Raw genomic sequence first — 22,862 nt, 5'->3', positions numbered from 1 at the left:
GAGACCAACGCCTGTTAACACCACCATTTTTAAAGTTGCGGAGATTTGAATAGGTTTAAGTTATCCGTAAAGAGAAGATGATGCTTTTACATAATATACACTATTTTCCTACCTGCGTGTCAATATATTTTACTCTAAATCCTTCTGCAATAACATAAAATTATCCATGGAAATGTTTGAAAAATTATTCGTATGAGAAAAGAGAAGGGAGAATCAGGTATTGGGGATGTTAAGCCGATTGTATTAAAGCAATTTGACTATGACAAACATAATTTCCGTTTTTACTACTTGTTTAGAATAGGTATTTCTCCAAGCAGATTTTTCAAGTTAATAGAATCCCACGGCATATGCTCCGTTATACCTAATCCAACTACATCTGTTTCTTCAGACAGTTCTTTAATCAGATGAAGTAGTTGAGGCATTTGCATTGTTCCCGCAGGAGAATAATTATAAGGTGCTTCAGGGTTGGCGAACAATAAAGAACGAAATGCCTTGGGATCAAGCACATCTAAATCAAGGTGAATAGCTAGGTGCTTAATGCCACTTTCTTTAATCCACTCTTTTATAGATGCAGTACTGTTCGTTAACTCTTTGGTTCCTGCAGTTTTAATACCCAGTCTTTGAATCATTTCTGTATCTTGTTCTGCAGGAGCTATACCTAATGTTTGAAACGCTTCGGAAATCACTTTTGTTTCTTCTTCTGTAGGAGCTGCTAATCCAGCGATAAAGACATTTTCAGGTTTAAGAGGAATTTTTACATGTTTTGCGAACTCCTCATCTCCTTCTCCCAAAAGATTCCCAAGCGGTAATGTATGTCCGTTATCATAGCCAACATATCTAACTAAATCACTGTGAGCATCGATCCAGATTAAACCTAATTTACCCCCGTATCGTTCGTTTAAATAGGCAAACGGGGCTTGTTCGACTAAGCAGTCACCACCAAACATTACAATGCGATCTGGCTTATGTGCGTCAATGATATGTTGAGCAGCCTCTAATTGCTCAAGTAGCTGTTTTCTCCCATTCATACCGTTCTCATTTTGAAGCGGAATTCCATCAAAAGTTTGAACTGGAACATGAATAAGAGGTTGATCATTGTCAGGAGCTAGCCAAGCAAGCAATTCGGCTCCAAAAGAGTAGTTAGGGTTGTTTCCCCCTTGCCACTGTGGCATTAAAAGACGTATTGTTTTTTTAGTCATGCTGTTCTCTCCTTTACTTTAAAGTGAGGTTAGTATAAACTGAACGCGAATAAAAACGTAGTACGCACTTTTTTGATATGTACTACCCGAAAGGATAGTGTGAATATGAGTATGACCGAATTTAAAGGTAAAGTTAAAAATATTCAAGATACACCTTTTGGTTATACATTGTCAGTTATTGGTGGTAAATGGAAAATGGTTATTATTTACCTCCTAGCAGAAAACGAACCGGTTCGCTTTAATGATTTGAAAAGACAGATAGGAGCTATTACCTATAAAATATTGAGTTCACAACTTAAAGAATTGGAAGCGGATGGTATGGTGAAACGAAAAGAGTATCCTCAAGTTCCCCCTAAAGTCGAATACAGTCTCACCGATAAAGCAAAAACACTATTACCCGTTTTGGAAGAGTTATGTGAGTGGGGAACAAAAAACCAAAATAATTAAATCCAGTTTTCTAAATGCTCAGCATGACTCTCAATAATAGCAGGTGGACTGTCAACAGTAAATCAGACAACTTTTTTAAGGGCTGCAGCTTTGTACTGGACTGGCGTCATGTATCTTAATGTGCCGTGAATACGATGCTTGTTGAACCAGTTCACATAATCATATAATTCTAGTTTTAGATGATGAAGACTCTGGAAATTCATTTGGTTTACAAATTCTGTTTTCATCACTTTGTAGGTGGCTTCGGCCACGGCATTGTCGTAGGGACAGCCTTTCATACTTAGGGAACGGCCAATGTCAAAGGTCTCTAGCAGTTCGTCCATGGTTTGGTTCCTAAATTCGCTTCCACGATCCGTATGAAACCACTGAATGTCGCTCAAATCGCCCTCTACCGTGGCAAAGGCACGGGAAATCAGAGCAGCATCTTTGTTGGGACCTGCACTATGGCCAATGATTTCACGATTAAATAAGTCGATCAGTACGCAAATGTAGTGCCACTTGTGCTGAACTTTCACATAAGTTAGATCGCTGACTACGAAACGTTTAGCTTCGGTTTGATCAAATTCACGCTTCAACACATTCGCCGTTGTTGCTTCGTTACAAGCGGTCTTGTGCGGCTTATACTGCGCTATCGTGTACGTGGACACGAGGCCCTGCTCTTTCATAATCCGTCCAATTCGACGTCTGGAAACGGTGTATCCTTGCTCCTGAAGTTTGACTTTCAACTTGCGCGTTCCATACGCCTTTCGATTGGTATGAAAGATCTCTACGATAGCCGTAGTTACTTCGTCTTCGTTGTCTTTTTCTTTCGCTTCATAGTAGAACGTGCTTCTAGCGATTTGCAGGACTTCACACAATGCTGATACCGAGTATTTATCACTGTTTTGCTTAATGATTTTTACTTTCGTCCCATGATCAGCGCGGCTTGCTTTAAAATATCATTCTCTATCTTGAGTCGCTCATTTTCTTTACGGAGCGCAAGGAGTTCATTCTCTTCTGCAGTTCGGTTATCTTTTTCAGCGAATGAACCTGAGGTTTGAGCCTGCTTGATCCAGCGATCTAGAGCCGATGGGCTAAGCTCATACTCTCTCGCAATGGCTGCTCTCGGCTTTCCGTTGTCGTATAACTGAACCATTTGTTTCTTAAAATCTGCTGTAAATGTACGTCTTTGTCTTGGCATAGTAGATCCGCTCCTAATTCTAATGTTTTCATTCTACTAGCCCTTATTTTTTCTGTCCAACTAAGAGTAACCGATCCAAGGTAATATTTTTATTATTTTTATGATAATATGGTTAGGTAGTTTTGACTAAACTGATTTTTACTTTTGGAGGCGTTAGAATGAAGTACATAGTGAAAAGAAGGGCACAAAATAAAGGGGACATTGCATCACTGGCCCTATAAACTGCGTGTTCCCCTGGCATTTTTAAGGGGTTTGCATGATGGAAAAATCGGTTGAGGAACGTATATCTAAATCCTTGATTTGGCTGTGTGTGCTTGCATTTTTCAGCGTATTGAATGAGACGGTGTTCAACGTATCGTTGCCCGATATTGCCGCTCAATTTGGAATTGAGCCATCCGTCGCAAATTACATCAATACCAGCTTCATTCTTTCTTTTGCAGTAGGAACGGCCGTTTACGGAAAAATATCGGACATCTATGGCATAAAAAAACTGTTTTTCATCAGTGTGCTGATATACGGCGGGGGATCGCTAATCGGCTTGCTGTTTCATTTCTGGTTTCCGGCTTTACTTGCCGCGCGATTTATTCAAGGAGCGGGTGCTTCTGCCGTTCCCGGGCTGATTATGGTCATTGTTACCAGAAGTATCGAAAAGCAGCATCAAGGAAAGGCTTTTGGAATGATCGGATCGACCGTTGCTTTGGGAGAAGGTTTTGGTCCGGTACTTGGAGGATGGATCGCAGACTATATACACTGGTCCTATCTGTTTTTCCTGCCGATGATGACGCTAGTAACACTGCCGTTTTTCTTACGGACGCTACCCGACGAGCCTGTGAAAAAAGGTGGGCTTGATGTTCCGGGATGCCTGCTCTTTGTGCTTGGAATTGCTTCGTTTACTTTATTTACGACGCATTACGAGTGGTGGTATTTGATCATCAGCGTCATTCTATTCATAGGATTTGTGCTGAGAATTCGAGGAGCTAAGGAACCTTTCTTGGAACCGGCTTTATTCAAGAGGAAAAGATTTATCGTCGGAGTACTTGTAGGGGGAATACTTCTAGGAACCGTCGCAGGATTTATGTCCATGATCCCTTACATGATGAGAGAAGTACATCAGATGTCGACAAGCCTCATTGGCGGCAGTGTTCTGTTTCCTGGAACGATTGGCGTGATTTTTTTCGGGATCGTTGGTGGTTCTTTAGTCGACAGGCGGGGAGCTCGTTTTGTCATGATTGCCGGACTATTGCTGCTCGGTGCGGGACTTTTGATCGTTTCACTTTTCGCGGATAGTACTCCCTGGATCATCTCGGGAGCCTTGGTTTTGATTTTTGGTGGACTATCCTTTGTCAAAACGGTTATCTCAACCATTGTGGCAGGCTCGCTAAGCGCTGACGAATCAGGCTCAGGTATGGGTTTTTTGAATTTTTCCTGTTTTTTGGCAGAAGGGCTCGGTATCGCAATTGTAGGTGGACTGCTTACACAACTCAGGCTCAACTTTCCTATTCTCCCGATGGTTACTGACGTTGCAGCGTATCTGTACAGCAATTTGACGCTACTGCTTCTAGCTGCAGTAATTATAGGCGGGGCTATTTTCCTGATCGCATTCAGAGAAGGAAAGGCTTCCTTAGATAAGTAATTATCGTTTTTCACTGCTGTTCCAAAACCAAAAATGATATTCCGAATAGTTATACAAAAATGACTTGAGTCCCTATTGTTGGGTCTCCAGTCGTTTTTGTATTTATTGGACAGATGATGACTCGGATATAATAATAAAGAGATGATCATAATGCTGTTGAACTGAAGGGATTGAAGATGAAGTGACACTACCTATTTCTTTGCCGGATATTTCACAAAGACCGTCTAATCTAACAGTGGAACGAAAAATGGAAGCGTCACCCAATGTTCTGTATCAAGCGTGGACCAAACGGTTTGACCATTGGTTTGCAGCCCCAGGGTCTGTAATCATGGAGGCCCGAGTGAATACGGCTTTCTTTTTCGAAACACATTTTGAGGGGGAACGCCATCCGCACTACGGACGATTTCTGAGACTAGAACAAGATCGCCTTATCGAACTGACCTGGGTTACCGGGGAAGGAGGCACCAAGGGATATGAAACGGTGCTTACCGTTGAGCTTGAACTTAGTGGAAATGGCACGTTACTTCGATTAACCCACGCAGGTTTTCCAGATGAGAATTCGAGAAATCAGCATGAACAGGCATGGCCGTTTGTACTTGAGCAGCTCGATAAGAGGATGATGACAAATAGCTAATGAAAAGCCTGCCTACTCTTCGAAAACAATCTATAAAGCATTTTTGTACCAAGGCGGCCGGTAACCGCAAAATCCAGGTCAGTCTACTGTACTTCCAGTATAAACGGAAGATGAGGGCAACACTGTTTCCCTTGCCCATAATCTGCTAAAAAAGCACAAAATGGACGAAAAAAACAACCGAACCAGACAAGGATGACCTCCTTGCCCGGTTTGGTGTTTTTTTCATTTAGGAGACTGTCCTTATTTAATGAAAAAGCTGCTTTTGGGACAGCCCCTTCTTCTACGTTATGATTGGGAAGTCTGAGACAAGTTGATTTATCAGGATACGATCGAATTCAGGAGACCCTGCTTCACCTGATCCGACAGCGGCATAAGTGGCAGACGCAATTGCTCGGCGGCAATAATCTCTTGCTGGGCAAGCCACCACTTGATCGCGGCCGGGGCTGGCTCTGCAAATACATGCTGGATCATCGGCTCCAGTAGCATGAAACTGTCTCGCGCCCCGTTCATGTCACCAGTCACAAAACGTTGGTATATCTCCACATACTTCTGGATGTTGATATGAGCGGATGCAAGCATACCGCCAGCAGCCCCCTGACATAGCATGGCATGAAAATAGGCATCCTCTCCGCAGAGGATAGGCTTAGTCTCGTACTGGGTCAATTTCAAGAGCAGATCAAGATCGCCCGTGCTGTCCTTGAGCCCAATTACGCCATCCAGGTCGAGTACTTTGCGTATTGTATCTATTGTCATGCGACTGCCAGTGCGAACCGGAATCTCGTATACAAGCACAGGCAGGCCTACACGAGATACGACGCGGAAATGCTCCAAGATTCCTTCCTGAGTCGGCCGATTGTAATACGGAGTGACCACCATGGCTGCATCCGCTCCTAAATCAGCTGCCATTTCCGTCCGATGCACCGTTGAATAGGTATCGTTCGTTCCCGTGCCAATGATGATCGGAATAGTTTTGTTCATGCTCTTCAGAACATCCTGCGTCACCTGTACCATCTGCTTGACTTCATCCCAGGATACGGTCGGCGATTCTCCCGTCGTACCGTTAACCACCAGACCCTGGATGTCATGGCCTGCAAGATAGGTAACATACTTCCGGTACGAATTGATGTCCAGCTTATAGTCACGCGAAAAAGGTGTAATCAGCGGTATAAAAATCCCATGAATATGTTGTTCGTTCATCATCATCAGTTATCCCTTCCCGTTGAATTAAATCTAATGTAACATAGGAGATAGTATCAGAGTTATCTATAATAAATGATAATTCTCATCAATAATTTCGATGGAGTGATCAGCTTGGATTTCATCTATCTTCAGACATTTCGGGAAGTTGCCATTCGTGAAAGCTTTACGAGAGCAGCAGAAGTGCTCGGTTACGCACAATCCAGTGTCACGACCCAGATTCAGAAGCTGGAGAAAGCGTATCAAGTCAAATTGTTCGATCGCTACAGCAACAACAAGATTCGTCTTACCTCCGCCGGGGAAGAGCTGTTCAAGCTTGCCGGACAAATGCTGGAGCTCTTCGAGCAATCTAAAGAAAAATTGGCCAAGCAGGGTGGGGGTTCCATGATGATCGGTACCATGGATTCCATTGCTTCGTATTTTCTGCCGCCGTATATGCAGGCGACCCGCAAAGAATATCCTGATCTGAACATACGGTTGCATACGGATCGCGAAGAGATGATTTTGCACCAGGTCAGGGAAGGGGAGGCTGATGTCGGGCTGATCCTCGCGGACGATTCATGCGATCCGGCCTTACAGTGGATTAGGATCCGCGAAGAACCGCTTGTGCTGATTGTCCATCCGAACCATCCGCTTACCGCTAAAGAGCGAATCAGGCTGGACGATCTGGTGGATGCGGAGTGGATCATGCCCGAGCATACGTGCAACTACAGGCAGCTGCTGGAGAGGGTGCTTCGCGCAAATGGAATCGCCTATCGAGTGGGCCTGGAGTTGGGTAATCCGGAAGCGATCAAGCGGAGCATCAAGACCGGAGAAGGTATATCCATTCTACCGCTAATGGCCGCGCTGGAGGAGATTGAACGGGAAGAGCTAAAGGTGTTACCCTTTGAGCATACCGAGCTCAAGCTGGAGATCCAGCTTGTTCTTCATCCCAAAAAGTGGGTGTCCAACGCATTGAGCTTTTTTATGGAGAGTCTGAGGATATAGATTTTCGTCCAAATAAGAAATGGGGAGCGATAACTGGAATCCGAAGTAGAAATTCGCAGATGAGTCGAACATCGGAAAGCAGCAGTTTTCATATTTTCTGGAAGCTAACGGCAGTTCCAGCTACTTTGGAATTGTAAAAGCGGGGCAGGTATCACCCTAAAGTTATAACAAAAATCCAACAAATTTAGTTTTATGAATGAACAGAGCCGAGAAATGACAACTTAAGGTAGTGGTATACATCACAATTTCCAAAGGAGGATATCTGTTATGGCTCACCAGAAGAGAAGGAAAGAAGCTGCCTGGAAGTCACGAAAGCAAGAACAGCATCCCCATGGTAAAATCAAATCGCTCAAGGAATTATCCAGCGAATAGGATTGAGGAGTATACTACTTGGAAGAGAAGGACTGTCGGTGAAATTTATCGGCAGTCTTCTTTATTGTAATAATCTTTCCACTACCGGAAAGGGCGAATTGCTATTTCATGGTGCGAGAGCATAATGGCCCAAATACTGCTACTGGATTTGATAACAACCATCCAGCCAATCTATGATAATGAGGGAATTAACCAAGAAGAACTATCGAACATGCTATTTTGGGATAAAGTTGCTACTGCAAGGGCTGTAAAGTTACCTATGCCTATCTCCATATTGCAAATGCAACAAAATTAGAGTAAATTAAATACAAACCATTTTTATTGCATTTACAACAAAATAGGGACAAAGGAGTTAATTATGAAGGAAGTACTTCGTGAAATTGGAATGATAGCAAGGGCATTAGATTCTATAAGTAATATCGAATTTAAGGAATATGACCTTACAAAAGGGCAGTATTTGTATCTTGTGCGAATATGCGAAAACCCAGGAATCATTCAAGAAAAGTTAGCTGAGATGATAAAAGTAGATCGAACAACAGCATCTCGTGCCATAAAGAAACTTGTAATTAATGGATTTATTGAAAAGAAAGAGGATAACCATAACAAAAAAATCAAAAAACTCTTTCCAACAGAGAAAGGGGACAATGTTTATCCTTTTATAAAAAGAGAAAATGATTATTCCAATAACGTTGCATTAGAGGGATTTTCGGAAAGAGAAGTAGAAACCATTTTCAATCTTCTTCAAAGAATAAGAGAAAATATAGGAAAAAACTGGGAATTTGTGAAAAAGGGGAACAAAAGAAATTATTGATTTATATAAGGAGCGATACCTAAAAATGACTGTAAAAATAATAAAGTGCAGCCGTGAAGATTTACAAATACTCCAAGAAATAAGTATTGAAACATTCAACGATACTTTTAAAGATCAGAATTCACATGAAAATATGAAAGCCTATCTGGAAAGAGCATTTAACTCTAAACAGTTGGAGGAGGAATTGTCCAATGTCTCTTCAGAAATCTTTTTCATCTATTTCAATGAAGAACTTGCTGGATATTTAAAAGTAAATATGAATGATGCCCAATCCGAAAATATGGGTGATGAGTCACTCGAAATTGAGAGAATCTATATAAAGAACAAATTTCAAAAACATGGACTTGGTAAGTATCTGCTAAATAAAGCTATCGAAATTGCAATGGAACAAAATAAAAACAAAATCTGGCTCGGCGTATGGGAAAAAAATGAAAACGCTATTGCTTTTTATAAGAAAATGGGGTTTGTTCAAACTGGAGCACACTCTTTTTATATGGGTGATGAAGAACAAATTGATTTCATAATGACCAAAACAGAGCATCAGGAATAAGCCATCAAATGGTTTTAATCATACAATTGCAACAATGATGCATAAAAAAACTGCTTTGGTAAATAGCAAATCTGACTCAAGATCCTCCCAACCATTAAAAATTTAGTCCAGAGCAATATCCTGACTCTCTCTTGAATCTACTTTTTAATTGGAAGCAACCTTAGCACGGTGGAATACCGAACTGAGGTTGCTTCAGTTAACTAAAACATATTGCCATTTACTTCAGATAGGTTCCCGTTTCTCCAATTCCGCCTCTGCCATTCAATACATATACCCTTGCATTACCTTTGCCGGAGCATGTCAGGGTAATCTTGCCATCAGTAACAGTTTTGGAATCACCGGTCACCGCATCCACATAGGTTCCGTTGGGAATGCCAGTAAACGTAGCGTTTCCGGAAATCGTGACCAATGCAAAGCTGTCAATGCCTTTGTCAGCGTCGGTATATCTTCTCTTAAATGCCAGATTGCCTGTTACATTCTCTGTGGAATACTGGCCTTTTTGCAAGGCGGGAACAGCTCTTCTGATTAAATTAAGCTGTCTGATATGTTTCGCCAGAGGATGGTTGAGCGATTCCGCAAGTGTTCCGGTAGCATTGGTGTATTTGCCGTAATCTTGTACCGTAACATTGCCTTCTATATGATCGCCGTAATAAGCCCGTCCCGTTTTGCTTAGTGGTGCGTTTGGACCCGGATCAATGACTGCCCCCTTTTGAAATTCAATTTCGGAACCATAGAAAATAGCGGGTATTCCGCGGAAGGTGAACATCAGATCGAGATTCTCAGCCCAAGTATCCTGTGTACCCGCGAATCTTTGATTTTCTGGAGCCTGGTCAGGCGCATAGTCATGCGAGTCGACATAGGTTACATTCCACGTAGCATCATTATAGTATTGGTCGCCACTTCTCATATTGAATGCTTCATGTGCGGTCTTTATAGTATTTATTGAAAATTTAGCATGAGGAGGAAGACAAGCCCCGTTTTGAGACGTACCTGGAGTATTGTTCTCTTTGTCGTATTGTTGTTACAAACGATTGGGTTTACTCCCGTAGCACAGGCGAATGCTGATGTTCAGCAGTTAGGCGGTTCAGACTCGAAGCTAACAGCTGCCACAAACTACGAACTTCCGGAAAGGACGAAGGATGGTCTTATTTTTCATGCTTGGAACTGGTCTTTTGACAACATCACCAGGAACCTTCCTGAACTGGCCCAGGCGGGATTTAAAGCGATGCAAACTTCACCAATCCAAGCCAACAAGGAAGGGTTGACAGAAGGCAGCAAGTGGTGGATTTTATACCAACCCATCAACTTTAATATCGGTAACTCTCAATTGGGAAGCAGGGAGGATTTCAGACAGCTTTGCCAGGAAGCGCATAAGTACGGCATAAGTGTTATCGTTGATGTTGTCGCTAATCATACGGGGAATGCGGGTGGTGGAAATCAGCAGTATCAGCCTGCGCATAATGTTGATCCGGTGATCAAGAATAACCGCAATTTCTGGCATGAGGCCAGAGGCGTGGAAAACTGGAATGACCGTTGGCAAGTCACGCAGTGGGGAATTGGTCTGCCCGACCTCAACACGTCTAATCAGGAATTGCAAGATATCATTATCGGCTTCCTAAATGACGCCATTTCCTTGGGCGCCGACGGCTTCAGATTTGACGCCGCTAAGCATATTGAGCTGCCTAACGATCCAGGGGGCTCCAACTTCTGGCCCCGGGTACTGGGCTCGTTGAACAATAAAGACAAACTGTTTGATTACGGGGAAGTGCTTCAAGGCGGAGCTGACAACTTTGCTGGCTATGCCAATTACCTCAGTTTGAGCGCCTCCAGCTACTGGAGCAGTGTCAGAAGCGCTGTTGGCTATCACGGTGGCATCAATGTTGATGCGCCAAATCTTTTAACGCTAATAATGTAAGCCCTTCCAAATTGGTTACCTGGGTGGAATCGCATGACACTTATGCAAACGACAACAGCGAATCGACGGGGTTGAACGATTGGCAGATCAAAATGGGCTGGGCAATTATCGCCTCCCGGGCGGAGACGACCTCTCTATTCTTCAACAGACCTGCAGGAAGTGGAAAGTTTGCGAACCGACTCGGCGACGCGGGGAATACGCTTTGGAAGGACCCGGACATCGTTGCCGTTAACAAGTTTCACAATGCAATGGTAGGTCAAGACGAATACCTTAGGACTCAAGGGAATCAAATTATGCAGGTTGAACGCGGAACCAAAGGTATGACGATTGTAAATCTTGGAGGCAATGCTCAAATCAACTCCCCTACCAGACTGGAGGAGGGCGTTTACCAGAACAAGGCCAGCGGCGGTGGATCGTTTACGGTATCGAACGGCAGAATTACTGGTCATCTGGACGGAGGCAAGATCGCCGTACTGTATAATGTGGCGCAGCAAACTCCGACAGTATCCGTCGTTCCCGGAGAAGGCCCTTTCTATACAGATTCTGTTAACGTGAGAATAAACTATTCCAATGCAAACTCGGCAACCTACACTTTGAACGGGGGGCCGGCAATTCCGTTCAAATCAGGGGATATGGTCAGCATTGGCGCTGGGACTCCAATCGGATCAACGTTTGTTCTGAAGATTGTCGCCGCGAATTTGTCCGGTCAAACAGAGAAGACTTTTAGGTATACGAAGGAGGAACCGAGCTCGGGTGTAACCGTTCATTTCTACAAGCCTTCTGGCTGGGGAGCACCAAACATCTACTACTACGATGATTCCGTAACTCCGCTCAGGGAAGGCTCTGCTTGGCCGGGTGTGGCCATGCAGGATGAAGGTTACGGCTGGTATGTATATAGAGCTCCGGGCTGGAAACAGGCAAAGGTCATATTCAACTCAAACGGAAATCAGGTGCCCGGATCGCAAATGCCTGGATATGCTGTAAGTGGCGAGAAATGGATCAAGGAAGGGCAGATTACTTCGCAAAATCCCCAAGAGACAAAAACGTCGGCTACGACCGATAAACCGGAAAGTGCATTCCACGGGGATAGTCTGGAGATCACGCCTAATTACAGCGATGCCGACAGTGATAATTACAAACTGAACGATGGTCTTCTTTCCTCCAGCCATAAACACGGGCAATCCGCTCATTGCCCGCTATATGCTGTAAGTGACAGCAAGCAGCAAAATGTGCCTGGCCGGGAGTTCCGATGCAAAGCTAGGGGAACGGCTTGTTTTCCCACCATCTCCGGTTGAGTAGGAGCCCTGCAGGCTACCGAGAGAACACACGGGACATCGGCGTTGCTGATATGGCCTACCATGTTTGGGGGGCAATGTTGGCTTTTATGGTTCCTCCAATGAGCAGACGTTCTATCTGATGCAGAGCAAATGCTTGCGCCCAGCGGCTTTGCCGGAGAACCTGTCCTTGTATATGTTGGATGCGTAAAGTAAGCATGAACCATTCCGGTTGGGCTGGAGATTTGACACCAGCTCAAAGAGAAACCGCTTTTGGCAATGGCAATAATCAGTTGGGGCTTACTGTACTAAGAATTCCTATTGACGAAAATAAAAATAATTGGAAAAGGGAAGTCGCAACAGCAAAAAAGGCGATTGAAAACGGTGCAATCGTTTTTGCTACGCCTTGGAATCCTCCAAGCGACATGGTTGAGACCTTTACGCTCGGAACAAACTCAGGTACAGGCACTACATATGAAGCGGAAACAGGTACCACACTCACCAATGCAAGAGAGGAGCGTACGAATTCGGGCTACACAGGTACCGGGTATGTCAAGTTTCAAAATACAACCAATTCTGCTGTCCAATTCAATACAATTCTCATCGGCAGTACAGGAACGAAAAATGTGAAAATTCGCTATGCCCTGCCGAATGGAACAAGCAAGCTAGACGTCTATGTGAAGGGGTAGTACCAGCGTCGCTGTCACCAGGGGCAAAGTAGATGGATAAATATGTTAAATATAAGTGCTGGGAATTTCGCTATGATTGGAGAAATACCAGCGTCTCAAACGTATGGAATAAACCTACATTTATCTTGTTGGGTTGTTTACGTTAATGGCCAAAGACAGAGCTAGGCTGCCGACATTGATCGGCAGCCTAGTCTTAGTTGGAGATTGAACTATCGTGCGCGTTAGCTTAATGACCTAAGATTTTGTTTCATAAGAAAGGAGATTTTTTGCTCGTCTGTATTTTCGATTTTCTCTAGCTGTTGAATAATCAATTCCTGTCGTTGTATTGGATGATTTTGGCTTAACTTTGCTTTCCCTTCTATTCTGTTTATTTTCATTTTAAAGCCCTGAACTCCTTTATTCAAATCACTTAGAAAGTCAGGGTCTACATCCTGCAACCTGTAGGAACTATTAGGGGTTTCATACTTCAATACCATATCATTAAAGGAAACCATTAACTCATTTTCGTCTTCTATAAGTTCGACTTCCCCGTATACGTGAACGGTCACATAGTTCCATGTTGGAGCTGCCTTATCCGTCTCATACCAAGAAGGAGAGATATAACAATGAGGACCATGAAAAACTGCTAACACAATTTGATTCCTAATATCTTTCCATTGAGGATTTGGACGAGCAAAATGCCCGAATAGGTACATATGATTTTTATCGAGAATTAATGGCAAATGGGTAGCATATGGTGTCCCATCATGTTGAGAAAACAAAGTAGCAAAACTATTTTCTCTCATAATCTTGTAGGCAGTTGATATATCCGTAATTTTAAAATGCGTAGGTATATACATATGATTTTCTCCTCTCAAAAATTTTATCTTTTAATAAAAAATAAGCAAAAGAGCGGACTGGTGGAAGAACCAATTTCAACAATTATTATTGTACCAATTTGTCATGTCTTTTGTATAAATTGCAAAGATATTAAGCGAAAGGCTGCCGATTGCCGGCAGCCATGTTTGAGTAATCGTTCCCCGTCGTATTATGAGGTCAGCCAGTTTTTACTGGTTGACCTCTTTTGTTTTTGTGGTGTATCTGTGAGTAGCCGGGGCAGATCGGTCGTTCCCCTGGGTCCATAACCCGACGCTAAAACTGATCACCCCCTACTCGTAGACCATGTTTGAGCTGGTTGAGACGAATAGATCTCACATAACAAGCGATGTTATGGAACTATGAGCTGTGCTTAGGGGTACCGGCAATTTCATATAAAAGGAGAGTGCTTAATGATCCGTAATTCTAACAATGATACGGCTCACCGTATCATCTATACTTCTGGGCCAGCTCCTTATTAATGGCGAATTTGCGGTGAATACGGTATTTAACCTTTTCAAGGAGTCCAGGCAATTAAAAAGGACATCAAGCTCGACAATTACAATCCGTCGTTTTTCATCGGCTGCAAGAACAGTGAATTGCCTCCAAGTTCAACGAAAAGAAAACGTACTTTCACGCTTGATTTCGCTTTTTTGATAAGATTAGGGGCATGTTCAATGGCTTAACGGCAATAAAACCGAGCAGCACAAGGATAACCAAAATTGCAATATAAACGACGCGATATTTCATGTATAGTAAAAGTCACCTATTTATGCTGTCTGCTTCATGTGAATCAGTAGTATAAGCAAAGTCATACTTAACCCGCGCATCTACAACTTGAGTATAATTTACTCTTCCCCACTGCCTTAGCTCTTTCATCGGCTGAAGCAATGTTTCCCCTAATGTTGTTAGTGAATACTCGACGCTTGGAGGTACTGTAGGAGTTATGTGTCGTTGGACCAATCCATCACGTTCCAACTTGCGTACCGTCTGGGTAAGCATTTTTTTGGATATACCCTCAACCCTCTTGAGCATTTCTCCATATCGGATTTTACCGTTTTCCATGGCATATATAATAAGTGCAGTCCACTTGTTAGAGATAATGTCAAGAACTTTGCTATAACCGCAATTGGATAACGAAATATCAGATTGTTTAGTTGTGGATGAATGTGCCAAATAGTTCCCCTCCTATGCACTACGAAGTTCCCAGGACACTTTAAAGTGCCTACTTATATCATTCTATTTTTTATATTACAGTATGTCTATACCAGTACTGTAGCAGCTTGCGCAAGATCTGCCATAGCAAAGACACCGCTTAAGGGCGATCCGGATGTTCCAAGAGCAAGAAAATGCGCCCCCGAAAAGGGGTTACCTTGTACTGGATTCTTCGATGGGTAGGTATAAACATGACAAATATTGTTAAAATGCATCCCAAGCTGTATGTATTGGATAACGGTCGAATGAGCATGGATAAAAATTGGATAATCTCCATGCATAATCCAGCTACAATTAATAATCCGAATGCCCCGACACAATTTGTGGAATTTCCAATTTATACGGTATTGATTGATCATCCTGAGGGAAAAATCTTGTTTGATACAGCCTGCAACCCAAACTCAATGGGCATTGGAGGGCGTTGGGCACAATCGACCCAACTGTCGTCTCCATGGGTGGCGAGCGAGGAATGTTACCTGCATAATCGGCTGGAGCAGCTTAAAGTTAGACCCGAGGAAATCAAGTATGTCGTTGCCTCACACTTGCATCTGGACCATGCAGGATGCCTCGAAATGTTCACGAACGCGACCATTATCGTCCATGAGGATGAGTTTAATGGAGCACTGCAGACCTACGCCCGCAATGAAAAAGAAGGAGCCTATGTTTGGGCTGATATCGATGCATGGATCAAAAACCAGCTGCATTGGAAAACAATCAAACCGGGCGAAGACAACTTGGATCTGGTGGATGGTATCAAAATCTTGAATTTGGGAAGCGGTCATGCATGGGGAATGTTAGGTCTCCAGATCGAAATGCCAGAAACAGGCGGAATAATTCTAGCTTCCGATGCCATCTATACCGCGGAAAGTTTTGGTCCTCCGGTCAAGCCGCCTGGTATTATTTATGATTTGATCGGCTACCGAAACGCAGTGGAGAAAATTCGCACTTTGGCTACCCGCACGAAATCCCAAGTGTGGTTCGGGCATGATGCGAATCAGTTCAGAACTTTGAGAAAATCTACTGAAGGATATTATGAATAACTCAACTTTCGGTGCGACCAAGCCTAGGTTGTGAAGTTTAGCAGGTGGAAACCCTGCTTGGAAAGGCTAAAGCCAAGCCACCAATAGCGAGCCTTGGACGGCTGGAAGTAATTTCAGACGTTAAGCGTAGACAGTTAGGTAGTAGGCCTGAAAGTGATTGAGCCTCGAAAAGAGTAAAACGGAGAGGTCGACGTTTTCGAAAGTACGGAAGACAGCACTCATTTATGCGTTAAAGGTGAGGATGAATGAGCTCTCCCGGGGTCGAAGAGCCAGGCATGCTATACAATGACTTCACAGTAACCAATGACTTCACAGTAACTTGGGAGACCCTGCCCATTCTTTGGAAAAGAAGTATGACAAACAACCGATCACAAGGGAGAATGTCAAATGATGGACAGGGAGTCGGATCACTGCGTACTACCGATGAAACCGAGTAATGTCGGCAGAGGGGAGGCAGTGACATATCACCGATCTTGCTAAAACGGCTGCCATATTAGCATTTGGAGGGGACTTACGTAAGCTGTCTCACGGAAAACAGTTATTACGAAAAGCAGGATTGAACTTAGCAGAACGAAGTTCTGGCAAGTATAAGGGACAAATTAAGCTCACCAAACGAGGCAACTCATTACTGCGTAAGCATTTGTACTTCACGGTGTTTCACCTGTTATCTTTCAATGGGGCATTCCAAGCCATGCATGCACACAATATTGAAGTGAAACGAATGACGAAATGATGAAGCTGATTGGGAAACTGGCTCGAATCCTTGTAGCCATGGCGAGAGAAGGACAAACATTCTCCACGGATAAGGCCCAGCCACCATTCGCGATTTTACAAAGAAAGCACGGAGTACCGAGATTTTTACGCTTTAGGGCTTAGACCCGTTCCGTTAACGTTGATCGGACTCCACACCTTGGATAGATAGGACGAAGGAATGTGAGGGCATAGACCCGTCGAGATTTGGGAGAGTGAATCCCCAAGGACTTTGTGGAGAGAGGCGTGCTACATAACTTTTTATGGAATATGTTGTAAAATTGGTCAGCACCTTCTGTTCCCGCATGCGCTCAAACGGAACTGTCTAGCCCACACTATCCACTCATTTAAATTCCTATTTAAAACAACACATGAAATCCTGCGAATGAGCGAGCATTTGTGAGAAAATCCTTATTCTCTGAGGGAGCTTAACGTCTCCGCGTTTATGTGCAAGCCAAGAATTTCAATCACCTCGCTTGTCCCAGCCCGAATTTGAAATGACTTACGATCGTGGCAACAATATGTATGAAATGGAAGTGTGGATTCCTATCGTTAAGAAGTCTGCATCTTGCGGACTAACCCCATAACTTATGCAAGAAGGCGACCCTATCTTGGTCGCCTTTCGAGCTTCCAAGGGTAATTCCCGTCGGGCCTATATGGTCAAAATTAGCCGGTACAGCATTCAGGCTGAAAGACAGTAAAGGAGGGAGGTCGAAGTCGGGGAACAAAGACGAACGCTCCGCTTCTTCAGCAGCAGTCGTCGATACGGACAACGCGAACATGATCGACGCTAACGCGAACGGCAGTGCGGTCACCCGAAGCAATAAGAGAGCAACATTTCAAAACGGCTCCTATGTTAAAACTATAGAGAAACAGAGAATAAGGAGCTGAGTACTGATGAGCAAATTGACAGGAAAAATAGCGTTAGTAACGGGGGCCAGCCGGGGGATCGGGCGCAGCGTCGCGTTACGTCTGGCGCAGGAGGGCGCTTTTGTCGCCGTACATTACGGTCAACGCCGCCATGAAGCGGAAGCGGTCGTGCAACAAATCGCCCAAAACGGAGGAAACGCCTGTGCAATTGGCGCCAATTTGAGCATGCCTGACGGCATTCGCGAGTTGATCGCGGCGCTGGACGAAGCAATTCGAGAGCACGGGGACGGCGGCGGATTCGATATTTTGGTCAACAACGCGGGAATCGGGCAAATTCTTACTTTCGAAGAAGCGACGGAAGCTACTTTTGACGAAGTGATGACGATTAACGTCAAAGCGCCGTTTTTTGTAATGCAGCAAGCTTTGCCGCGGTTGAAGGACGGCGGGCGCATCATCAACATTTCTTCCTTCGTGACACGGGTAGCTTCCCCGGGTGTCTTCACCTACAGCATGACAAAAGGAGCGATCAATACCTTTACACTGCTGCTGGCCAAGCAGTTGGGGAGCAGAAATATTACGGTCAACTCTATCCAACCCGGCATCATCAACACCGAGATGAATGAAGGAACTTTGAGTGATCCAGACGGACAAAAATATGCGGCAGGCCTGTCCGTTTTCAACCGTTGGGGAGAACCCGGAGACGTTGCGGATATCGCCGCCTTCCTCGCTTCTCCGGACAGCCGCTGGGTAACGGGTCAGTTGATCGACGCAAGCGGCGGTTCGCATCTTTAATAGCCGGGCAAGCCTATCTAGCAACAACATATATGTTATATAAAAGTATGGATATTAAAACATGGAAAGCAACACGAGTGCATATCGCACTACGTGTTGCTTTCTTCGTTTGCATTGGACTATTCCTGTTGATCGTATTGTTAGGTCACTTTCCACAACAAAATTTTTCGCCGTCACTTATGGTATGGTTCACCGTGTATGTTCTTTAACTATCCTGCCAGTTCGTATTATGAGGTCAACCAGTTTTTACTGGTTGATCCTTTTTTATATTGGGTCAACGATTGTAGGTAGCCGGGTCGAACGTACCTGCCAGTGGGATTCGATCCCGTCAGCTATAATGTTCACCCCCTACTTGTTACTACCATGTTTGAGGCTGGTTGGGACTCAGATCCCGTATAACAAGCGATGCTATGGAACACAAGAAGGTCTAGGGGCTGTCGGCCAATTAAGTAAAGGGAGAGATTTATGAAACCAGTTATCGGCCTAGATATTTCAAAAGCGGAAAGTCATGGACAGGCTTTTTTAGATCGTGGTAAGCCTCATGGAAGGGGCTTCTGCTTTACACATACAGTAGAAGGGCTAGCGATTCTACTTGAAAGGATTCGGGTGTCAGAAGAAAATAAAGTATTAGACTGAAAAATAAAGTGTTAGACTCGGAAAATAAAGTTGTAGACTGAGAAAATAAAGAATTAGACTGGCGGGTGCTTCATTACGCTAATGGGCAGGATTGTTGAAGATCAAGCACAGTGAGCCGTCCCATAAGTGAGGCGAAAATCTTTGCCTTGTCCGCTTATGGGACGCGAATACTTTCCCCCGAGGGGGCAGGTGGGAGAATGCCACCTGTCGAAAAGTTGTCTGTACAGAGCGGTTGTGCGGGTTCAGGTTTGGAGCCAATAACTTGATCTAAATGCAACGTGATACTTATCCGCCCTGGTTCATGCTGAGAGTCATAAGAATTAGTTGCCGATACCGAAGAGGCGGCGGGCATTGCCGTGACAGAACTTGTTACGGTCTTCATCGTTGGCAAAACCGGTCAGGAACCGTTGAAGTTGATTCGGGTCCGGGCTTTGGAAGGGATAGTCCGTTGAGAAGAGCAACTGGTCGATCGCAGTCGCTGCGAGAGCATGTTGGAGCAGTGCCGGGTTGAACATGCCGGAACTTGTAATGAAGATGTTCGATCGCGTATAGTCCGATACCTTCCGCTCCAAGTTGGCGATGCGCGACAGGCTGTCTGTCCGGTCCTGCCAGAATAGTAGCAGTTCCCCCCAGTGACCGAGAATAATCTTGAGATCGAGGTGCCGGTCAAAGATGCCTCGGGCGATTAAGCGCAGCACGGCGATCGCAGCTTCGAGATGCCATCCCCATGAGAAGGTAGAAAGCGCCAGGTCGGTCATCGTACCTAATCCCGAATAGTGCGCCTGACGGATAGTGTTCGAAGGGATCTGAGGGTGAATAAAGATCGGCTGGCCGAGCGCCGCTGCAGCTGCGAACAGGTCGTCGTAGCAAGGGTCGTCTAGCGGCGTTTCGCCCGTTCGTCCATAAACCATAGCCCCGACAAAGCCGATCCCGGCCGAACGTTCGAGCTCGGCCGCAACGGCTGTCGGCTCGGCCATCGGCAACGTGGACATGGCACGAAGACGAGATGGATGGCGGCGTACCGCTTCTGCTGCGATGTCGTTCGTCTCCCGGCTGAGCGCGACCGCCTCCGCGGGAGAGAGCGGGCCTGTCGCTGGCGGGGCTAGCGAAATGATGTGCATGTCGATGCCCTGCTCATCCATCGCCGCGATCCGTGCGTCGCCGATATCCTCCAGTTTGGCGAGTTTGTCGCCCATTTCATTGAGCGCGAGACTCTCGTCGCGGCGCCCCTCCGGCAGCCTCTTGAGCGCTGCGGTCAGTTCGGTTGTTGTCCAGTGCTCTTCAATCGCTATGAAACTCGGTTTATTAAGCATGCGTATGCCTCCTTAAATCGCTTGAATCCATCGTAAATCGATTTTAAAATAGAGTCCAACGCATTCATAATCATCAATATATGTACTACAAGGAATGGATGGTGTGACAGAATGGAGCTTCTTCAACTGCAATATTTTCAAATGGTAGCCAGACTGGAGCATATGACTGCATCCGCTCAGCGTCTGCACGTCACGCAGTCCTCCCTAAGCAAAACCATCCAACGTCTCGAAGAATCTGGGCGTTCCTCTTTTTGAACGGAGCGGACGAACCCTTCAGCTGAACAAGTTTGGCCGCACGTTCCTTAACCGCGTGGACAAGGCTCTTTTTGAATTGGAGCAGGGGCGGCAGGAGATTAGAGATTTATTCAGTCCTGAAAGCGGCTCGGTGGAATTAGCCGTCACGATGTCCAGTACATTGTCAAAAATTTTGCGAAATTTCCGTGCCAAGCAACCTCACGTGCGCTTTACTGTCCAAATGGTTAAGCCGGAGGAAATGGTCCAGCTTCTCCATCGAGGTGAGGTCGACTTCTGTTTATCTTCGCCGCTTCTGCAGGGTGAGGAAATCGTAAGTAAAAGGATGGGGCTTGATTCCATCTTGGTGGCTGTTCCCAAAAGGCACCGTTTAGCAGACCGAATCAGCGTCTGTCTTTCCGAACTGAAGGATGAGTGGTTCGTGGGCTTAAAACAAGGTTATCCAACGCGTGATTTGACCGACCGCATTTGCCAATCCGTTGACTTTACATCTGTTTACGTATACGAGGGGGATGAACCTGCTCGGCTGCGTTCACTTGTGGAAGCTGAAATTGGCATAACCTTTGTTCCGGAGACCTCAACATGGAACTCTTCAAAGGAGGAGAATATTAAAATTCTTAAGGTTGACCATTTAAAATCGGTGCGGGAAATTGGCCTGACATGGCACAAAAGCCGTTACTTCTCACAGGCCGCTCTGGAATTCCGGGAAACCGTAATCGAATACTTTCTGAGGTTGCATAGGGATTCGAATTAGGGCCTGTACGCAAACTGTACAACCCATAAAAATCTAGTAAAATAAGGAATATGAGACGAAGATATGAGTTAACAGATGAAGAATGGAATATCCTTGAACCCTTGCTGCCCCCGGCCCGAAAAAAACAAGGAGGACGTCCACCTAAAGATCGGCGTCAGATGCTAAATGCCGTGCTATGGGTTGCTCGAACGGGAGCGCCATGGCGAGATTTACCGAGTACGTATGGTCCTTGGTCTTCTGCCTATAGTTTTTTCTGGCGGTTGCAAAAAGCGAATATTTGGAATGAAATCTTGAAGCATGTCGCCATCGAACCCGATTGGGAGCAAGTGATGATTGATGCTACCATCGTTCGCGTCCATCAGCATGGAGCGGGCGCAAAAGGGGGCAGGATCGACAAGCCATCGGGCGTTCGCGCGGAGGATTAACCACCAAAATTCATGCGATGGTGGATGCGCTTGGCTATCCGCTGCGTTTCGAATTGACGCCAGGACAAGACCACGATTCGGTCACGGGCTATCGCTTTCTTCATGGACTGGACGTTTGCCCGGGAGAAGTGTTAGCGGATCGCGCCTACGATACTAATGCCATTTTAGAACTTTTGCAAAGCCGATCCATTACTCCGGTGATCCCATGCAAACGCAATCGGCGGGTAAAGCGTCCGCTAGATTCGGAGACGTATAAAGAGCGACACTTAGTTGAATGCTTTTTCAACAAAGTTAAAAACTATCGACGCCTGGCTACTCGCTATGAAAAAACAGCGAACATGTTCATGGCTTTTTTGGTGCTGCTTTCCATTCGTTTATGGCTCAAATAGGTTTGCGTACAGGCCCTAGTGATTTCGCCTTCAGAGTGATATGCAGAAGCGCATTATAAGTAACGGAAAAGTTATTGAGCTAACTGGGAACGTTAGTTGAATAGCAGCGGCAGTCTAATTCTTTATTAACCAGGTCTTGGTCCGCCGCTGCTTTTGTTATGGGGTTAGTCTATAACTTATTTTTTAAAAGTTGACGATTCTTCAATTCAAAAATCGCGTTAAATCAATGACTCCAGTCTATCCTGAAAATATCGCTCCGTAGAACACCTAAAAAAGGCAACAAGAAAGCGACCCTCCGGCAAACAAAAAAATAGCCAGGGGCATTAGTAATGTATGGTTTGCATAACGATCAGGAAGCTGCCGTATTCACAGTAATGTTTAAAGAAGACGCTTCGAAAGGAATTTCACTTTCTCAAGCTGATCGAGATAAAATGTCCAAATTATATGAAGAAATATCAGTGCAACTTGAAGAAATGTCTAATAATGGCGCGAACTCTTGGTAAGGAATATAAGGAATATGAAAATCAAAATGCTGATATTTTTACCATAAAAAAGAAAAATGATTCGAATGGAGGCATAAATGCTGCTGTAGCTATTCATTTTATGCCATGCTATTTTGGCTGTTATGATTATGAAGAGGGTGTTTGTCGCCCATGTAGACCTGGCGATCATGGATAAAATAA

At 44.8% G+C, this 22,862-nt stretch carries 23 protein-coding genes and 3 pseudogenes; 19 read left to right on the top strand and 7 right to left on the bottom strand.

What is annotated here, in order from left to right:
* Positions 1-284 precede the first annotated feature (284 nt).
* On the bottom strand, positions 285-1,199 hold the full coding sequence (locus GCU48_RS24255; RefSeq protein ID WP_152381731.1) for an arginase family protein: 915 nt from the start codon (positions 1,197-1,199) through the stop codon (positions 285-287).
* Between the two features lie 105 nt (positions 1,200-1,304).
* Between GCU48_RS24255 and GCU48_RS24250 the strand changes: the two genes are divergently transcribed.
* Positions 1,305-1,646 (top strand): winged helix-turn-helix transcriptional regulator, encoded by a 342-nt coding sequence (locus GCU48_RS24250; RefSeq protein WP_025718511.1) that lies wholly within the window; start codon positions 1,305-1,307, stop codon positions 1,644-1,646.
* Between the two features lie 62 nt (positions 1,647-1,708).
* On the opposite strand, the gene GCU48_RS24245 is transcribed toward GCU48_RS24250, so the two are convergent.
* Positions 1,709-2,826 (bottom strand): IS3 family transposase gene (locus GCU48_RS24245; RefSeq protein WP_152378784.1). Its coding sequence is split into 2 segments (ribosomal slippage): positions 1,709-2,580 and positions 2,580-2,826, totalling 1,119 coding nucleotides; the frame shifts between segments, so codons are not numbered across the junction.
* 259 nt (positions 2,827-3,085) lie between these two features.
* Here GCU48_RS24245 and GCU48_RS24240 point away from each other — a divergent pair.
* Positions 3,086-4,459 carry an MFS transporter gene (locus GCU48_RS24240; protein WP_152382259.1) on the top strand — a complete coding sequence of 458 codons (1,374 nt, stop codon included), beginning with the start codon at positions 3,086-3,088 and terminating at the stop codon, positions 4,457-4,459.
* A 181-nt stretch (positions 4,460-4,640) separates the two neighbouring features.
* Positions 4,641-5,093 (top strand): SRPBCC family protein, encoded by a 453-nt coding sequence (locus tag GCU48_RS24235; protein ID WP_025718507.1) that lies wholly within the window; start codon positions 4,641-4,643, stop codon positions 5,091-5,093.
* 318 nt (positions 5,094-5,411) lie between these two features.
* Here GCU48_RS24235 and dapA read toward each other — a convergent pair whose 3' ends face one another.
* On the bottom strand, positions 5,412-6,293 hold the full coding sequence (gene dapA / locus GCU48_RS24230) for a 4-hydroxy-tetrahydrodipicolinate synthase (RefSeq protein WP_152382258.1): 882 nt from the start codon (positions 6,291-6,293) through the stop codon (positions 5,412-5,414).
* Between the two features lie 111 nt (positions 6,294-6,404).
* Between dapA and GCU48_RS24225 the strand changes: the two genes are divergently transcribed.
* From GCU48_RS24225 to paiA, 4 genes are all read left to right on the top strand, one after another.
* Positions 6,405-7,277 carry a LysR family transcriptional regulator gene (locus GCU48_RS24225; protein WP_152381730.1) on the top strand — a complete coding sequence of 291 codons (873 nt, stop codon included), beginning with the start codon at positions 6,405-6,407 and terminating at the stop codon, positions 7,275-7,277.
* Positions 7,278-7,544: 267 nt separating this feature from the next.
* Complete coding sequence (locus GCU48_RS28465) at positions 7,545-7,649, top strand: DUF6254 family protein (protein ID WP_015735743.1); 105 nt, start codon at positions 7,545-7,547, stop codon at positions 7,647-7,649.
* A gap of 358 nt (positions 7,650-8,007) precedes the next feature.
* On the top strand, positions 8,008-8,460 hold the full coding sequence (locus GCU48_RS24215) for a MarR family winged helix-turn-helix transcriptional regulator (protein WP_152381729.1): 453 nt from the start codon (positions 8,008-8,010) through the stop codon (positions 8,458-8,460).
* Between the two features lie 25 nt (positions 8,461-8,485).
* Complete coding sequence (gene paiA / locus GCU48_RS24210) at positions 8,486-9,010, top strand: spermidine/spermine N(1)-acetyltransferase (protein WP_152381728.1); 525 nt, start codon at positions 8,486-8,488, stop codon at positions 9,008-9,010.
* A gap of 217 nt (positions 9,011-9,227) precedes the next feature.
* Here the strand turns inward: paiA and GCU48_RS24205 are convergent.
* Positions 9,228-9,941, bottom strand: a pseudogene (locus GCU48_RS24205) (alpha-amylase family glycosyl hydrolase); the annotation flags it as partial.
* A gap of 48 nt (positions 9,942-9,989) precedes the next feature.
* Between GCU48_RS24205 and GCU48_RS28460 the strand changes: the two are divergent.
* From GCU48_RS28460 to GCU48_RS29425, 4 genes and pseudogenes are all read left to right on the top strand, one after another.
* Positions 9,990-10,925, top strand: a complete 936-nt coding sequence (locus GCU48_RS28460; protein WP_244315931.1) for an alpha-amylase family glycosyl hydrolase — start codon at positions 9,990-9,992, stop codon at positions 10,923-10,925.
* A gap of 23 nt (positions 10,926-10,948) precedes the next feature.
* Positions 10,949-12,220: a starch-binding protein gene (locus GCU48_RS28455; protein WP_244315929.1), complete on the top strand. Its 1,272-nt coding sequence runs from the start codon at positions 10,949-10,951 to the stop codon at positions 12,218-12,220.
* 197 nt (positions 12,221-12,417) lie between these two features.
* Positions 12,418-12,639: pseudogene (locus GCU48_RS24190) on the top strand (carbohydrate-binding protein); the annotation flags it as partial.
* The gene (locus tag GCU48_RS29425) at positions 12,625-12,888 is read left to right on the top strand and encodes a CBM35 domain-containing protein (RefSeq protein ID WP_370881046.1); all 264 of its coding nucleotides are present in this window, start codon (positions 12,625-12,627) and stop codon (positions 12,886-12,888) included. The pseudogene GCU48_RS24190 and the gene GCU48_RS29425, both read left to right, overlap by 15 nt.
* Positions 12,889-13,109: 221 nt before the next feature.
* On the opposite strand, the gene GCU48_RS24185 is transcribed toward GCU48_RS29425, so the two are convergent.
* Together GCU48_RS24185 and GCU48_RS24180 are read right to left on the bottom strand one after the other, a co-directional pair.
* A complete protein-coding gene (locus GCU48_RS24185; protein ID WP_108532607.1) occupies positions 13,110-13,727 on the bottom strand; it encodes an FMN-binding negative transcriptional regulator in 618 nt (205 codons plus the stop codon).
* Between the two features lie 778 nt (positions 13,728-14,505).
* Entirely contained in the window at positions 14,506-14,919 is a 414-nt protein-coding gene (locus GCU48_RS24180; RefSeq protein WP_223275651.1) for a winged helix-turn-helix transcriptional regulator, read from the bottom strand.
* 230 nt (positions 14,920-15,149) lie between these two features.
* Between GCU48_RS24180 and ahlS the strand changes: the two genes are divergently transcribed.
* The 4 genes from ahlS (at position 15,150) to GCU48_RS27190 (ending at position 19,046) form a co-directional block, all read left to right on the top strand.
* On the top strand, positions 15,150-15,998 hold the full coding sequence (gene ahlS, locus GCU48_RS24175) for an AhlS family quorum-quenching N-acyl homoserine lactonase (protein WP_025718493.1): 849 nt from the start codon (positions 15,150-15,152) through the stop codon (positions 15,996-15,998).
* A 463-nt stretch (positions 15,999-16,461) separates the two neighbouring features.
* Positions 16,462-16,731, top strand: coding sequence for a transposase (locus GCU48_RS28445; RefSeq protein ID WP_307500494.1), 270 nt, complete (start codon positions 16,462-16,464; stop codon positions 16,729-16,731).
* Between the two features lie 914 nt (positions 16,732-17,645).
* Positions 17,646-18,410 carry an SDR family oxidoreductase gene (locus GCU48_RS24165; protein WP_152381727.1) on the top strand — a complete coding sequence of 255 codons (765 nt, stop codon included), beginning with the start codon at positions 17,646-17,648 and terminating at the stop codon, positions 18,408-18,410.
* A 465-nt stretch (positions 18,411-18,875) separates the two neighbouring features.
* Positions 18,876-19,046, top strand: coding sequence for an IS110 family transposase (locus GCU48_RS27190; RefSeq protein ID WP_167518770.1), 171 nt, complete (start codon positions 18,876-18,878; stop codon positions 19,044-19,046).
* A gap of 320 nt (positions 19,047-19,366) precedes the next feature.
* Here GCU48_RS27190 and GCU48_RS24160 read toward each other — a convergent pair whose 3' ends face one another.
* On the bottom strand, positions 19,367-20,359 hold the full coding sequence (locus GCU48_RS24160; RefSeq protein WP_152381726.1) for an amidohydrolase family protein: 993 nt from the start codon (positions 20,357-20,359) through the stop codon (positions 19,367-19,369).
* Positions 20,360-20,470: 111 nt separating this feature from the next.
* Between GCU48_RS24160 and GCU48_RS24155 the strand changes: the two are divergent.
* From GCU48_RS24155 to GCU48_RS27180, 4 genes and pseudogenes are all read left to right on the top strand, one after another.
* Positions 20,471-21,365: pseudogene (locus GCU48_RS24155) on the top strand (LysR family transcriptional regulator).
* A 50-nt stretch (positions 21,366-21,415) separates the two neighbouring features.
* Positions 21,416-22,179, top strand: a protein-coding gene (locus tag GCU48_RS24150) for an IS5 family transposase (protein WP_152380265.1) whose coding sequence is annotated in 2 segments (ribosomal slippage) — positions 21,416-21,752 and positions 21,752-22,179 — 765 coding nt in all. Because the reading frame shifts where the segments join, the coding sequence is not laid out codon by codon here.
* A gap of 329 nt (positions 22,180-22,508) precedes the next feature.
* Positions 22,509-22,682, top strand: a complete 174-nt coding sequence (locus GCU48_RS27185; RefSeq protein WP_167518769.1) for a hypothetical protein — start codon at positions 22,509-22,511, stop codon at positions 22,680-22,682.
* Positions 22,663-22,857: a hypothetical protein gene (locus GCU48_RS27180; protein ID WP_167518768.1), complete on the top strand. Its 195-nt coding sequence runs from the start codon at positions 22,663-22,665 to the stop codon at positions 22,855-22,857. The genes GCU48_RS27185 and GCU48_RS27180 overlap by 20 nt, the downstream gene beginning before the upstream one ends.
* The last annotated feature ends 5 nt before the right edge of the window (positions 22,858-22,862 follow it).

This window comes from Paenibacillus brasilensis (assembly GCF_009363115.1).
Classification (GTDB): Bacteria; Bacillota; Bacilli; order Paenibacillales; family Paenibacillaceae; genus Paenibacillus; species Paenibacillus brasilensis.
This window is presented reverse-complemented; position numbering and strand designations above follow the sequence as displayed.